Raw genomic sequence first — 13,655 nt, forward strand, 5'->3', positions numbered from 1 at the left:
ACTCCTTGCTGAATCAGTGTTACAGCGATATAGTAGAGAATCAGAAAGGGATGGAGTTGTAATTTTCAGGGGTATTATATGGGGGTTTGACTGTATTATCAAACCAGGCAAATTTTACCCATTTCCAATGTTCCTTGTATTCTCTAGTGAAGAAACGAAGGCTATATTTTTTACTGGTATGTTTCTTTTCATAAGACCCGTCTAGTTGAACGTCTTTTGAAATAAACAAACTAGCAAAAGTGCTAAACAATGCAAAGTCAATTTTAACGATGGTTAGCCCGTACCTTAGATAAATATTCGTGGTAATTCTCATGGCTATATAAACCTGTTACAGGATTAATTTTGACCTCAATAACTGTATTGAGAAACCAACCCGCAAGAAAACAGAATAACGGAATAAACCAAGGCGCTACATAGTCCACAATTCCGGTGGGTTTCATGCTGCTAATGCCTCAATCAAATCCTGTCCACTCCCTTCTAACCAACCCAGATAAATCGCGGCGGTCATCTCATCCAGAGGTTCATGTTGGAGCGCTTCAAATTCCTGCGGGGTCATAGTCTCACCCACATAACGGCGCATCCGTTCCGTTAACTCATCTCTCAAGGGCGTGGCACTGGGTTGGGTAAGGGTAAGCATTTTTTCCCCAATGTTCCCAATCGTGACAATCGGAGTGATAGGGTCTGACTCTTTGAGGGAGTAAATATCTACCTTACCCGCGTCCTCATCAAATAAAGCCCAATGGGTCGGTAAACCTCGGTCATCGCTTCCCAGATAATCGCTACCCTCTGCGGGTTCTCGTAGTTCCCCTTCACACAGCGCCGGGTGATCAATTAAGCAAGCGATTTCCGTTGCTTCTGGTTCGGTTGTGGGGTCTTCGTTTGGCTGTACAGCGATATCTTCCACTGTTTCGGTCGCTTCAAATTCACGGGCGATCGCATCTCCAATGGCAGTTAACCAGGTTTGTTTATAGGTCAAACTGCCAAACTGTTTCACATCTTCTTTACTCAATCCCATCTCAGCCGCGTCTTGTTTGAGTTCGCTTAGGGTTTTCTGTTGTAAAGATTCCGACTGAAGCCGCTTAACGGCTACACTAGCTGACGTCATAATAGAGTCATCTCCTATTCGTAGGGGTTATAGACCCACTGGTGAGAGGTTCCAATTCGCGCCAGTGGGTTTTAATTGGCTGTTTAGCTATTACTAGCTAACGACAACTAACTCGTGCTGTGGTAGCATGGTAACTATAGTAGCATGAAGTGATAGGATGGCAAGTAGATGACTACACAAATTTTTGTAAAGGAACCTGTTGATGTGGGTGGCAAAGTTCAACAAGCCAGAATAACCGCTTACATTCCTCACGATGTCAAAGAACGCCTAGAGAAACTGGCAGATTCGGAGGACAGGACGTTGAGCAACCTTGTGTCCATAATCCTGAAACGTTATATAGAGAACTCGGAAGGCAAGTAGACAAAATGCCATTACAAACAATTCAACCCCCTAGCATTTTGCCTGGGGGTTGTTTGTTGGGTCTAAGATTAGTTTTTAATTCCAATCAAGACAATAGCAAGTCGTAGGTTTTAAGGTAAAATTAAACTACCTCATAATATATAGAAACCATCCCGTTAAAAGGATGGTTTTTTATTCTATTTCAGAAGGGTTAAAGCTTGTCTGATAGCATCTTTAATCTTACCCCCGGCGTTGGCTTTTAGAGTTAGGGCATCCTCTAATATATCCCTTGCTGCTTTATTTATACCTGTATTCGGGTTTGATTGTTCCGTTACACATTTACTTGTATTCAGGTTTAGCTGTTCTATTGTCTCCATACTTGTATTCAGGTTTAGTTTGCACTCCGTCAACTCAGCTTTTAGGGTATTAATCTCAAGGGTATTGTCCAGTTGTTTATTCCGTTTCCTTAGCTCCTCAATAGTTGTATTCAGGTTTTTGTTGGCTTGTTTTAATGCCTCTATTTCCGCTTGCAGTTCCGTTAATTCTGTCACTGGTTCCGATTGTTGAACCTCTCCCAGATGCCATTGATTAATCAGATTAACAACGGCCGATTTAATGGGTTCAGGACATCTAACTTGGACGGTGTTGTAGTCGGCCCGTTTACCCCGTCCCCCTTTGGGCTTCACCATAATCTCATCAGTAGCCATAGGTTATAAAGTTGTATTCAAGTTTCTACCTTCATCCTATGGTCATCTTTTGAGGATGTCAATACTTGTATTCAAGTTTAATTTAACAATAGTCAACCCTACCCCCCTCCCGTCCCATTCCGTTAGGGGTGGTTATCTGTTGGGGGTGGTTTTTGGAGAAGTTGCACCAGTTGCACCAGTTGTTGCACCAGTTCTGCACCAGTTGTTGCACCAGTTAAATCCTTATATATCAAGGGTTTGCACCAGTTGCACCAGTTAGATATACAAATGAATAAAATTTAAACTCTAAATTCAAAAAAACATTACTAATATTCCTACTGCTGTGGCTACTGTAATTAAAGACGCGCCTAAAAACCTGGGATAAGCTGCGGCACTGAATTAGTGGGGTATTTAGGTGGCTAATAATCCAGTTATCTCCCTGGTAATCCAGGTATTGAATAGAGTCCTAAGCTTCCAGGGCGGTGATGTGGCAAAGACTAAACACACAATCCGAGAGACGTTGCAACAACTCGGAGCCAACGACTCCCACAACCCTGAATTCTGACCGCAGTGGATTAGCAGAACCGTAGATATAAATGATGGGGGCTTGTTGTTCAAGGTCTGCTTATATTCTGTGGGGTTGCCTGTAAAAGTCTGGCTCTGACTGTTTGCTTTATCGGTTTTCTCTAGGGATTGGGAGAGCGATCAGCGTCGTTGTCGTTGGGATTAAAAAAATTGCTCAAACCCGCCCCATTTTTTCAGCCTATTGAATCAACCTTTAAGATTATGGGTTTTAGTAGCTCCGGCAGTTCAGAAAGTTGGGTGTTGTTAGAAAAGCTGTTAGGAGAATGTCTACGGAATGTCTACAAATTTCGCGTAGACATTGCGTAGACATTAAAAATCAAAAATAGGGGCTGAAAGGCTTGATATTGAACGGGTGTGGAGGGACTCGAACCCCCGACAGACGACTTAGAAGGTCGCTACTCTATCCACCTGAGTTACACACCCAACATATAGAGATTTTACCTTATTCCTTCTCAATTTTTAACAGAACCTCAAAAGACTTTTGCTCAAGTCATTGACAGATGCCGTGTTATTCTGAGTAAATGGCGGAAACAATAGGTTTGATCTCAAGCCAATTGTAACCTGTAAAGGTGTGTTCTAGCACCTCTTTACGGAAATGTCTGATGCTTCTAGCCGAAGACAGAAGTTAAAGACTACAATCTAAAGACACAGCCGACCGCCAGGACAGGAGTAGGTGCATAAGTGTCATGTTTATATTAAAACGAACGGATGTTGAAATAACGACGGTTCAACACCCTCATCGAGACCAGCAAATTCCTGTTTTAAATTATCAGGGACAGACATTTCGCCTGATGAAAATGTTTAGCGCCCAACAAGCTGAAGAGGCGAGAGCATTGTGGCGGGATCTCACTGATAACAAGGGAAAAGCTTGTGTCCTATTAGAAGAACCAGATCGATATAGTGTCTGGGGGAAAGTCCGTTTAGATCAACTCTTGGGAGAAGGTCACGGTGGAACAGACACCAAATTACCCATTTTGACTCAAGCCAGCTTACTCCTTTTGCAAGCGGTGTATTTTGATATTGAAGACTTGTTAGGGGCTAGACAAGCAGGTTCTTTTGAAAAAGATTTAATTAAAATTTTTCAGAAGTCCAAGTTTCCCCAAGCGGATAATGCGGAGGCTGTGAAAACACTCCTGACCCTGAATCCCCTTGATGGCCTTAAAGTTCCGCCTTGGCAAGAGAATCACCTCAGCACCTTGCTGCAAGAACTCTATAACTTAGGAAAAGGCTATTTTGGCAATACCAGTTTTGCAGAAGGGATAGAAGAAGTTCTTGAAGGTCTGCCAGCCGATGATCGGGATCTATTTATCAGTTGGTTGAATCAGTCGTCTTTGGGCAAGCTATGGATCATGAATTGACGAATGTTAGACTAGCTGATCTGACCTAAATATGGGACGATCTTACTACAGACCATTGTTGAAATGCTGAAGTTAAAGACGATCAGCCTCTAAACTTTGTCTTGATTCTTTAAGTTGCTAGTTATTTTAATCCTATGAGTAGCACTTCACAACCAAAGTCCTCCTTATCTTCCTCCCTGTTTTCGGCACAGGGCATGGTGATTACAGGGATTGTGTGGGCTGTTCTTGCCTTGTTATTCTTCCTGCTGTTTAGTGTGACAGCCGAAGGAGAGGAGTTACCTCTGTGGTACTCCATCGGAACCTACGTTTTTGAATTAGGGGCATTTCTGGCAGCAGCGATTGTCTGTTATAGAAACTGGCAAAGTCCCCAGATGGTTAGCGGTCGCAACGTCTGGTTGTGTATCGGTTTAGGGGTGTTTTTCTACTTTGTCGGGGGCGTCCTCTTTGGTGTGTGGGAACTCGTCTGGCATTTAGACCCGGCGGTTTCCATCGCTGATGCTTTTTACGTTCTCAGCTATATCTTTCTTGGGGCTGGGATGATTCTGGCTGTCCTCTCTAAACGAGTGGATTTAGAAATTGCCCAGTGGGTTGCATTGTTGGGGGTGGCTGTCGCCGGAACGGCTTTTGGTCTATGGGTTGCAAGCCCCACCTTTTTTGGATTGTTGGGTTCACCGGAACCTGTGGCCATTGAACAACAGGTTGCTAAGGCTTCAGTTCCATCCTCTGTGGCATCTGCCCCTAAATCTGCTCCTAAATTGGAGAAACCTGGGGCTAAAACTCAGGCTGCTTCTGAAACTGAATCAGAGGAGGAAAACACCTCTGTCCCTTTATGGGTAGAAGCCATTGATAGCAAACTCGAACCCCTGGAATTTGGGGTGAATTTGTTCTATATCATTGGGGATGTTTTCCTGTTAATTTTGGCAACGGCCCTAATTTTAGCCTTTTGGGGAGGACGGTTTTCTCAATCATGGCGTATGATTGCGTTTGCTATCTTTTCCCTCTACATTGCGGATATGTACTTCAAATGGGCTGACTCCCGACTCGAAGGCGAATATGAAAGTGGCGGCTTATTAGAAGTCTTCTTTGTATTTACGGGTGTTTTATTTGCTGTTGGAGCGATTTTGGAGTACGACATCTCAACCCGTTCTCGTCAAAGCCGACGGGGTAGACGCACGGCGAAAGGTTAATCGATTCACCTGTTGGGGTTTCGATCTCAACCTGATCGAGATCAATGGAAATCCCGTTTAATCCTTCTCCCCTCCTCATAAGGAAGCCCGGTGGCTTCTGCCGGGGAGAGTCCACCCTAATCCTTCGACCTCAAGAGACTCCCAACTCAATGACATCCACGAAACTATCTGAATCGGAAAAGCAGGAAATTATTAGGCTCTATCAAGATGTGCCAGAGGAAACAACGATTACTTTGGCAGAACGCTATGGAGTCAGTAGCTCAACGGTGAGACGAGTCCTGCAAAGTGCTGTTCCTAAAGATGTCTATGACATTCTGACCACTCAAAAACAGCGTCTTCATCGTGCGGGTAAACGTTCCTCAGAGGATATGAGTGATTTAGATGAGTCTCAACAGGATGTTCAGCTAGAGATACCAGAACTCTTGGAGATTCCGCACGAATCTACACTCATACTGCCTCGAAAGCGTAAACGTTCATCTGATCTTGATTCGTCCATTTTTGAATTCGACTCTTCTAATCCCTTAGAACTGGATTCTATACAGACTTCAAAGTCTAATTATCAACCCTCTACTCCTGGCTTAGAGGAACTGTTAGCAAAGGATCTGCTTGAATCCAGGGGTCATGTCTTTGGGGACTATGATGATCAGGATGATGAGGATGATCAGGATGATGAGCATGATGAGCATGATGAGCATGATGAGCATGATGAGAATCAGGATGAAGAGGACTACCTAGAAGAGTTTGGGGACGAGGAGGAGGACGAAGATAATGGCGGAGATCGGCGTAGCCTATTTTCTAATGCTCTAGCTAGTGCAGGTGCAGCCTTAATTAAGATTTTGCCCCTAACTGAAATAGCACTACCCAGAACTTGCTATTTAGTCATTGACCGATCTTCAGAATTAATTGCTAAACCCCTGAGAACGTTTAGTGAGTTAGGAACAATTCCAGAGGAGGAAGTTCTGGAAAAAACCCTTCCTGTATTTGATAATCACCGGGTAGCTAGTCGTTTCTCAGGACGGAACCAACGGGTTTTTAAAGTCCCCGATGGCCGACTGCTGAAAAAAGCTGCCCCCTATCTACAGGCTAAAGGAATCACCAGACTGTTAATTGATGGGCAAGTCTATCGGTTTTGAAGGGGTGTTGTCTGTTGTCTGTTGTCTGTTGACTGTTAACAGACAACACCGTCTCTATTTTGTTGCTTGTAATAAACCAAAACGAATTAATCCAGTTTCATAGCCTCGACTCATTAGAGGTAAGGCTAAGGCGGCTTGAATGGTTGTCCAACCACTGAATACCAAACCAATTAGGGCGCGGAGATCGAAGGCGGAATCAATGACCGTATTCCAAAAAGGCGCAACGGCTGTTGACCAGTCGGCTGTTTGGAGATTGTTAAACCCTATTTGAGTGGCGATCGCTTCATATTCGGGTAAGGAAATTACATAAGGTAAGGCATAAACCCGATAAATTTCGGCTAAATGGCGACGTTCTGCATCGTTGAGTTGTCCGGCATTTCCGTCTAAAGGACGATGACACCAAGTCGCCATCAGTAAAGTTCCTCCGGGTTTCAACACGCGATAGGATTCCTGCAAAAACTTAATTTTATTCGGGAAATGTTCAGCACTTTCTAAAGACCACACCAAATCAAAACTATTTGCCTCAAACGGCATTTCTAAGGCATCAGCTACTAAAAACTTCGTTTTTGCCTGTAACTGAGCTTCTAGGGCGCGTTCTGTGGCTCTTTTAGCTTGAACGGGACTGAGGGTAATGCCTGTGACCTCAGCCTGAAATTTATCGGCTAAATATAAGCTACTTCCCCCAATACCACAGCCCACATCGAGAATTTGAGATAATATTAAAGGGTTTGAGGTCAATCCCCAGTTTAAAAGTTCTTCAATTAAATCAATTTGGGCTTGACGTCGTTCTTTTTTTAGGGTTCCATTTGGCCCATAATACCCATGATGCAGATGTTCTCCCCAAATCTGTTCCCACAAACCAGAAGAAGAATCATAGAATTGCTGAATTTGCTGATATAAAGTTGAGTTCATCTGAATCCATCAAAGAATTTTTTTCGGACACACTTAGGTAAGCCTCTCTACAGTATGATCCTATTGATTCGGAATTGTCTTGTAACTGAACTTAAAGATTTATCATCAACTCCCATGACCGTATCTCGAACGATTGGTTTAGGTTTCCTGGCGGTGATTACCGTTGGGACAATATTGCTGATGTTGCCTTTTTCCTTGAGTGAGGGAACTTGGGGTAATCCTCTAACCGCTTTATTTACAGCCACTTCTGCCGTGTGTGTGACAGGGTTATCCGTTGTAGATGTGGGCAAATTTTACTCGTTTTGGGGCCAGTTTATTTTAGTGTTACTGGTACAGGTGGGAGGATTAGGATACATGAGCGTCACCACCTTTTTACTATTAGTATTAGGTCGAAAGTTTCGCCTCAAGGATAAATTAGCTTTACAACAATCCTTAGATGCTTCGGGAATAGCGGGGGCTGTTCCTTTATTAAAATCTATTGTGGCAACCACCGCTATTTTTGAATTAACAGGTATTTTTCTCTTGTTATTTGTGTTTGTTCCTGATTTGGGATGGAATCAGGGATTATGGTTCGCTATTTTCCATAGTATCAGTGCCTTTAATAATGCAGGATTTGGCTTATTATCTGATAGTTTTATTCGCTATGTTCACTCTCCTTTATTGAATTTTATTATTACGTTTCTAATTATTTGGGGAGGCTTGGGTTATCAAGTGATTCAAGAACTTTATTTATGGATTCGGAATCAATTTTATCAACATCCCCTGCGGCGGGATTTTTCCATTCACTTCCGAGTTGTTACTTCCACAACCGTTTTTCTATTAATCTTAGGAACAGTTTTATTCTTCTTCACTGAACATCGTAATCCCGGAACCTTAGAACCCCTTAATTTTCCTGATCAAGTCATGGCGGCTTGGTTTCAATCGGTAACGACCCGAACCGCAGGATTTAATACGATTAATATTGGGGAATTGACAGTTTCAGGATTATTTATAACCATTATTTTAATGTTTATTGGAGCTAGTCCAGGGGGAACTGGAGGAGGAATTAAAACGACAACGGTTCGGATTTTATTTAATTCTACCCGGTCTGCTTTACAAGGAAGAGAAGAAGTGATTTGTTATAAACGCCAAATTCCACTGCCTTTAATTTTAAAAGCTATTGGAGTTTTATTTGGTTCATTTATAGTCATTTGTATCTCGACAATTCTGATCTCTTTAAGCCAACCTGAAATTAATTTTGACCCCATTTTGTTTGAAGTCGTTTCTGCTTTTGCAACGGTGGGATTATCGACGGGAATTACAGCGACTTTAACCCCCTTGAGTAAACTGATTATTATTAGTATAATGTATATGGGACGGGTTGGGGTATTGTTGTTAATGTCAGCGATTTTAGGTGATCCTAAACCAACCTCTATTGACTATCCTGAAGAAAACCTTTTAGTCGGATAAAAACTTAATTTTCTCTGTCTTGAAAACCAATAATATGAATCTTTCTTCTTGGAATTTTTTACGCAATCTCAGAACCGAAAAAAAACAATTTGCAGTGATTGGATTAGGTCGCTTTGGGAGTGCGGTTTGTTCAACATTGCACAAAAACGGTTATGAAGTTCTCGCGGTTGATAAAGAAGAAAAACGAGTAACTTCGGCATTAAGTGATCAAATTGCCTCCCATGCGTTACTATTAGATTCAACGGAAACTTCTGCACTTCGAGAAGCCGGAATTTTAGAATTTGATACGGTAATTGTGGCTGTGGGGAGTTTTTTGGCTGAAAGTATTACCACCACTTTAAACCTAAAAGAAGGGGGTGTTCCCAATGTTGTTGCAAAAGCTTCATCAGAAACCCATGCTAAATTATTAAATAAAGTTGGTGCTGATATGGTCGTATTTCCCGAACAGGAAATGGGACAACAATTAGCTCGACAATTAACCCGTCCGCGTTTAATTGAACAATTTGAACTAGATGCGGAACATAGTATTGTAGAGATGATTGTTCCTGATGAATTTGATGGCAAAACTATTGCTGAATTAGAACTCCGTCGTCGCTATGGATTAAATCTTTTAGCGATCAAAAATGAAGGGGATAAAATGGAAATAAATCCCCTTTCTAATCGACGACTTTACAAAGGAACTCTAATAGTTGTTGTCGGTTCTAATCAGGATATTAATCGTTTAGCAGGTTAGAAAGAATTTCCCAGATTACAGGTTTCTTAATCTTTAAATCTGTGAAATCTGTGAAATCTGTCTTAATCTGTGATTAATTGTCCCGTAGATTTTGTTGAGGGATGATTTTACCTAAACTTAAATCGTCTAAATCAATCCCTCTTAAACCCCGTTTTTCGAGTTGATTAAATAACCGAGTTAACTGATACCAAACTAATCCCGCCATTAACACTGTTAAAGGAAAAGAAAACCCATAAGCAATGATTCCTGAAAAAGCAAAAACCTGCAAACAGGAAGCCAGAAAAATACAAATTCCTAACGCTATTCCCGAAAATGGAAACACGACTTGAACACCTCGCAGGTTGGCTAAATTACGAGTTGAGCGATTTTTTGACCATTCTTTTAACAGTTGTTTGAGACTGACAACAAACGCGGTACAGGAGGTTATTCCAATGAATAAACCTACAACCAGTAAAAGCAAAGGTGGATCGGCAGAATTATACATAAATTATGGGTTGGTTGTTAACGGTTGGCGGTTGACTGTTAACCGAGTTTTTTACTTCTTCCCTGTTCCCTGTTCCCTGTTCCCTGTTCCCTTTTGTTCAACAATTAAAGTTTCAGAGCCGCAACTTGATCAGTTGAAAATTGGGAGATTGCACCCCAAGCCGCATCGAATAAACGACTGGGTTGTAAATCCGGTTGAATTAAACTCCATAATCGTTGAACTTCTGCGGTATGGAGGCGATCATCTTCTGTTAACGCCAAAATAATTTGTCGTCGTAAGAAGTCTCCCTCATCAGACAATAAATATTTTAATCCTAATTGTGCCGTTGGTAATAGATCAAAATTCCGATCTGAACGGGCGATCGCAATCATATTTTCTAATCGTTGCCATTGGAATTTCCCATCTTTAAATAGGACTTCAATTAAACGACGGCGCAGCGCTGGAGTTTCCCCATTTAATAACCGACGAGCCACATAAGGATAAGCCACATCCACAATTTTAAAATCAGGATTCAAACTTAAAGCAATGCCTTCTTGCGTCACCAGAGAACGAATAATCAAGGCAAATTGAGCCGGAACTCGGAAAGGATATTCATACATCAATTCCGAAAAACTATCGGTAATCGTTTTAAAATTAAAATCCTTAACACTGGTTCCCATGACATTTCCTAAAACCGATTCTAAGGCGGGGATAATCGGTCTAATATCAGTTTCGGGGGATAAAAACCCTAATTTAACAAAATCAAGAGCCAGTTGATCATAGTCTTTATTAATCAAATGCACCACTGAATCCACTAGAGTTTCTTTGGTGTTTTGTTGCAACTGATCCATCATCCCAAAATCAATAAATGCCATCCGACCATCAGCCAGAGCAAATAAATTACCGGGGTGAGGATCAGCATGGAAAAAGCCGAATTCTAACAATTGTTTTAAACCACTGGTGACACCAATTTCAATTAAAGAATCTTGAGCTAATCCGGCGGCTTTAATTCGATCAGTATCCGTAAGTTTAAACCCATTAATCCACTCTAAAGTTAAAACACAAGTTGTGGTGTAACGCCAATAAATCGAGGGAACTTTAACATGAGGATCATCAGCAAAATAGGTGGCAAAGCGTTCAGCATTCCGCCCTTCATTGATATAATCAATTTCCTCAAATAACTTAATCCCAAATTCATCGACAATTAAGGTTAAATCATGACCTAAATTTAACGGCAACCAAGGAGATAACCATCCCGCAGCCCAGCGCATTAAATATAAATCTAAGGTCAAAACAGGTAATAAATTCGGGCGTTGTACCTTAACCGCCACATCTTCGCCCGTTCGGAGTCGAGCGCGATAGACTTGACCTAAACTCGCCGCAGCAATTGGCTCAGGAGAAATTTCGCTGTAAATAATATCTAAATCTTGATCTAATTCCGCTTCAATAATTGCCATAGCCTGATCATGGTTAAAAGGAGGCAATTGATCTTGAAGTTTAGTTAATTCCTCTAAAAAATCTTTGCGAATTAAATCAGGACGAGTGGAAAGAGCTTGACCGACCTTAATATAAGTCGGGCCTAAATCCGTGAGAACGTGACGAAGGTGGGCTGCGCGTTCGGGGGTATGTTCCACGCCTCGATGTTGCCATTGATCCCACAATAGCCCCAGAAGAAACCCGGTGAAATACCAAATTACCATGATAATTCGGCCAATTGCCAGCCAAGGACGACGGCGATAATACCGGGCAATTTCCTCTGGGTTGTAGCGTCGTTCTGATTTAACTTGGTGTGGATTCACTCAGTAATATTCCTTTTGTAACAGTTAGATTTTAGATGGGGGAGGAGTGTTGGCTATTCAGCGATAACCAAAACCCCGTTGTTAACCTGGATTTGTGAAATTTTTTAACGTTTCATTACACTACAGTATACAAAAATAGCACCGTAGAGTAGAGACGCGCTATGGCGTGTTTCTACAATTGTGGGGTTTGAACTAATCCTAAACTCTAGCATACATTAGCATCTGTTAACAAAACTTACACTGTTGAATAACCCTCCTTAATGGCGTAAATTACCTGATCTTGTTGATCTGGAGATAGTTCGGGAAATAGTGGCAAAGATAAGACTTCCTGACAAACGGCTTCAACAATCGGGAGTTGCTCGGCTGAATATCCTAAACTTTGATAAACGGGTTGCCGATGCAGGGGAATGGGATAGTAAATCATCGAACCAATCCCCTGTTCTTGTAAGTAGTTTCGCAGGTGATCTCGTGGCTTGAGGGTAGATACAGCATCGGAGGGGGATTGAACCCGAATCGTGTATTGGTTCCAAACACTCTGGCCGCAGGCAATTTCCTGGGGTGTGATAATTTCCGACAGAGGATAGAGGAATTGGTGATAACGTCGAGCTAGAGTTTGCCGTTGTTGGTTCCAAGTATCGAGATAACGGAGTTTGATCCGTAAAATCGCCGCTTGTAAGGCATCCAAACGGCTATTAATGCCGACGGTTTCGGAACTATAGCGACTGGCTTGACCATGTTCTTTGATGATTTTCATGGCCTGGGCGAGGGCGGGATCTTGGGTCGTCACTGCACCACCGTCCCCACAGGCCCCTAGATTTTTAGTCGGGAAGAAGCTAAAACAACCAATATGTCCAATACTGCCGACTTTTTGCCCTTGCCAACTTGCTCCCGTTGCTTGAGCGCAGTCTTCAATTACCGCTAAATGATAGGATTGGGCGATCGCCATTAACCGGGTCATATCCACAGGTTGACCAAATAAATGCACCGGAATAATGGCTTTAGTTCTGGCGGTGATGGCTTGGGGAATTTGTTCAAGATCGAGATTAAAGGTTTGGGGATTAATATCGACAAACACAGGAGTTGCCCCCACCGCACTGATCATTTCGGCTGTGGCGATAAAGGTAAACGGCGTAGTAATTACTTCATCCCCTGGCCCAATATTAAAAGCGCGTAATGCCAAAAAGAGAGCATCGGTTCCCGAATTACAGGAAATGGTTTCTTTGGCTCCAATATATTGCCCAAACTCTTGTTCAAAGGCTTCGACGATTGAACCTCCAATATAACGACCCGAAGCCAAGACCGCTTGCACAGCTTGGCTTACTTCATCCTGAATCAGTTTGTACTGTTGGCTTAGATCAAGGGGAGGGACTGTATTCACGTTTCACACCACCAAGTAAAATTGAAAGTTAGTTCGTTTTCTGAGGAACGTTTTTTTTGATTTCCTTAGATTTTACAGACTTGGGGCTTTTATGAAGACTGCGCCGCGATCACAATTGCTATTTCTGCTTGGCAAGGTTTAGGATGACAAGGGCAATTGCTGGTGGCGAGTTGGCATCCCCTCCTACGTTACAGGGAATGATGACGGTGGGGTTAATTACAATACCGGGGGTATTGTCGGGAGAACTGTTAGCGAGGGTTAATCCTTTAGATGCTGTTGCCGTTTCAGGTGTTGATTCTGTTTCTGTTAGTTTTTGCTAACTTAATGAAAACCCTGCTACTGACTTTTGGGATTTATCAGGAAGGTTTCAACGCTGATGCCCAATTCAAGGGATTTTGATTTTAGTTCCTTAGAAGTTCTTAATTATCTCATTTCTTAATTATTCTCTATGGTTTTTGGTGATTAAACTGGTAGAATTACTGGAAGGTTGAATCTGCATCCCAAGAACCGGGGTAATCAATTCTTCCT

The 13,655-nt window shown here is 42.2% G+C and carries 14 protein-coding genes and 1 tRNA gene; 7 read left to right on the forward strand and 8 right to left on the reverse strand.

What is annotated here, in order from left to right:
• Positions 1-263 precede the first annotated feature (263 nt).
• Entirely contained in the window at positions 264-440 is a 177-nt protein-coding gene (locus PL8927_RS19055) for a hypothetical protein (RefSeq protein WP_156093244.1), read from the reverse strand.
• A complete protein-coding gene (locus tag PL8927_RS19060; RefSeq protein ID WP_083624768.1) occupies positions 437-1,105 on the reverse strand; it encodes a hypothetical protein in 669 nt (222 codons plus the stop codon). Before PL8927_RS19060 ends, PL8927_RS19055 begins: the two co-directional genes overlap by 4 nt.
• Positions 1,106-1,273: 168 nt before the next feature.
• Here PL8927_RS19060 and PL8927_RS19065 point away from each other — a divergent pair, with 168 nt between their 5' ends.
• Positions 1,274-1,465 carry a ribbon-helix-helix domain-containing protein gene (locus PL8927_RS19065; RefSeq protein ID WP_083624770.1) on the forward strand — a complete coding sequence of 64 codons (192 nt, stop codon included), beginning with the start codon at positions 1,274-1,276 and terminating at the stop codon, positions 1,463-1,465.
• Between the two features lie 176 nt (positions 1,466-1,641).
• On the opposite strand, the gene PL8927_RS19070 is transcribed toward PL8927_RS19065, so the two are convergent.
• Positions 1,642-2,151 carry a hypothetical protein gene (locus PL8927_RS19070; protein ID WP_083624772.1) on the reverse strand — a complete coding sequence of 170 codons (510 nt, stop codon included), beginning with the start codon at positions 2,149-2,151 and terminating at the stop codon, positions 1,642-1,644.
• 913 nt (positions 2,152-3,064) lie between these two features.
• A tRNA-Arg gene (locus tag PL8927_RS19075) sits at positions 3,065-3,138 on the reverse strand.
• 263 nt (positions 3,139-3,401) lie between these two features.
• Between PL8927_RS19075 and PL8927_RS19080 the strand changes: the two genes are divergently transcribed.
• The 3 genes from PL8927_RS19080 to PL8927_RS19090 all read left to right on the forward strand — a co-directional run bounded on the left by PL8927_RS19080 (position 3,402) and on the right by PL8927_RS19090 (position 6,393).
• Entirely contained in the window at positions 3,402-4,073 is a 672-nt protein-coding gene (locus PL8927_RS19080; protein ID WP_083624774.1) for an Npun_F0813 family protein, read from the forward strand.
• A gap of 134 nt (positions 4,074-4,207) precedes the next feature.
• The gene (locus tag PL8927_RS19085) at positions 4,208-5,260 is read left to right on the forward strand and encodes a hypothetical protein (RefSeq protein ID WP_083624777.1); all 1,053 of its coding nucleotides are present in this window, start codon (positions 4,208-4,210) and stop codon (positions 5,258-5,260) included.
• Between the two features lie 149 nt (positions 5,261-5,409).
• On the forward strand, positions 5,410-6,393 hold the full coding sequence (locus PL8927_RS19090) for a transcriptional regulator (protein WP_083624779.1): 984 nt from the start codon (positions 5,410-5,412) through the stop codon (positions 6,391-6,393).
• 54 nt (positions 6,394-6,447) lie between these two features.
• Here PL8927_RS19090 and PL8927_RS19095 read toward each other — a convergent pair whose 3' ends face one another.
• Positions 6,448-7,305, reverse strand: coding sequence for a methyltransferase domain-containing protein (locus PL8927_RS19095; protein WP_083624782.1), 858 nt, complete (start codon positions 7,303-7,305; stop codon positions 6,448-6,450).
• A 114-nt stretch (positions 7,306-7,419) separates the two neighbouring features.
• Here PL8927_RS19095 and PL8927_RS19100 point away from each other — a divergent pair, with 114 nt between their 5' ends.
• Both PL8927_RS19100 and PL8927_RS19105 read left to right on the forward strand, forming a co-directional pair.
• Entirely contained in the window at positions 7,420-8,754 is a 1,335-nt protein-coding gene (locus tag PL8927_RS19100; RefSeq protein WP_083624784.1) for a TrkH family potassium uptake protein, read from the forward strand.
• A gap of 34 nt (positions 8,755-8,788) precedes the next feature.
• Positions 8,789-9,487: a potassium channel family protein gene (locus PL8927_RS19105; protein ID WP_083624787.1), complete on the forward strand. Its 699-nt coding sequence runs from the start codon at positions 8,789-8,791 to the stop codon at positions 9,485-9,487.
• A 73-nt stretch (positions 9,488-9,560) separates the two neighbouring features.
• On the opposite strand, the gene PL8927_RS19110 is transcribed toward PL8927_RS19105, so the two are convergent.
• The 3 genes from PL8927_RS19110 to PL8927_RS19120 form a co-directional block, all read right to left on the reverse strand.
• Positions 9,561-9,971 (reverse strand): hypothetical protein, encoded by a 411-nt coding sequence (locus PL8927_RS19110; RefSeq protein WP_083624790.1) that lies wholly within the window; start codon positions 9,969-9,971, stop codon positions 9,561-9,563.
• 104 nt (positions 9,972-10,075) lie between these two features.
• Entirely contained in the window at positions 10,076-11,749 is a 1,674-nt protein-coding gene (locus tag PL8927_RS19115; RefSeq protein WP_197047475.1) for an ABC1 kinase family protein, read from the reverse strand.
• Between the two features lie 235 nt (positions 11,750-11,984).
• Positions 11,985-13,127 (reverse strand): DegT/DnrJ/EryC1/StrS family aminotransferase, encoded by a 1,143-nt coding sequence (locus PL8927_RS19120; protein ID WP_083624792.1) that lies wholly within the window; start codon positions 13,125-13,127, stop codon positions 11,985-11,987.
• Positions 13,128-13,270: 143 nt separating this feature from the next.
• On the opposite strand from PL8927_RS19120, the gene PL8927_RS19125 reads away from it, so the two are divergent.
• Positions 13,271-13,447, forward strand: a complete 177-nt coding sequence (locus PL8927_RS19125) for an ABC transporter permease (protein ID WP_156093245.1) — start codon at positions 13,271-13,273, stop codon at positions 13,445-13,447.
• The last annotated feature ends 208 nt before the right edge of the window (positions 13,448-13,655 follow it).

The sequence above is a fragment of the Planktothrix serta PCC 8927 genome, from assembly GCF_900010725.2.
Taxonomy (GTDB): domain Bacteria; phylum Cyanobacteriota; class Cyanobacteriia; order Cyanobacteriales; family Microcoleaceae; genus Planktothrix; species Planktothrix serta.

What these genes read in the sequence shown, in the direction of transcription:
- PL8927_RS19080 (WP_083624774.1), top strand. Translation starts at nt 3,402, where the DNA reads ATGTTTATATTAAAACGAACGGATGTTGAAATAACGACGGTTCAACAC.
- PL8927_RS19085 (WP_083624777.1), top strand. Translation starts at nt 4,208, where the DNA reads ATGAGTAGCACTTCACAACCAAAGTCCTCCTTATCTTCCTCCCTGTTT.
- PL8927_RS19090 (WP_083624779.1), top strand. Translation starts at nt 5,410, where the DNA reads ATGACATCCACGAAACTATCTGAATCGGAAAAGCAGGAAATTATTAGG.
- PL8927_RS19070 (WP_083624772.1), bottom strand. Translation starts at nt 2,151, where the DNA reads ATGGCTACTGATGAGATTATGGTGAAGCCCAAAGGGGGACGGGGTAAA.
- PL8927_RS19110 (WP_083624790.1), bottom strand. Translation starts at nt 9,971, where the DNA reads ATGTATAATTCTGCCGATCCACCTTTGCTTTTACTGGTTGTAGGTTTA.
- PL8927_RS19125 (WP_156093245.1), top strand. Translation starts at nt 13,271, where the DNA reads ATGACAAGGGCAATTGCTGGTGGCGAGTTGGCATCCCCTCCTACGTTA.
- PL8927_RS19065 (WP_083624770.1), top strand. Translation starts at nt 1,274, where the DNA reads ATGACTACACAAATTTTTGTAAAGGAACCTGTTGATGTGGGTGGCAAA.
- PL8927_RS19055 (WP_156093244.1), bottom strand. Translation starts at nt 440, where the DNA reads ATGAAACCCACCGGAATTGTGGACTATGTAGCGCCTTGGTTTATTCCG.
- PL8927_RS19100 (WP_083624784.1), top strand. Translation starts at nt 7,420, where the DNA reads ATGACCGTATCTCGAACGATTGGTTTAGGTTTCCTGGCGGTGATTACC.
- PL8927_RS19095 (WP_083624782.1), bottom strand. Translation starts at nt 7,305, where the DNA reads ATGAACTCAACTTTATATCAGCAAATTCAGCAATTCTATGATTCTTCT.
- PL8927_RS19105 (WP_083624787.1), top strand. Translation starts at nt 8,789, where the DNA reads ATGAATCTTTCTTCTTGGAATTTTTTACGCAATCTCAGAACCGAAAAA.
- PL8927_RS19060 (WP_083624768.1), bottom strand. Translation starts at nt 1,105, where the DNA reads ATGACGTCAGCTAGTGTAGCCGTTAAGCGGCTTCAGTCGGAATCTTTA.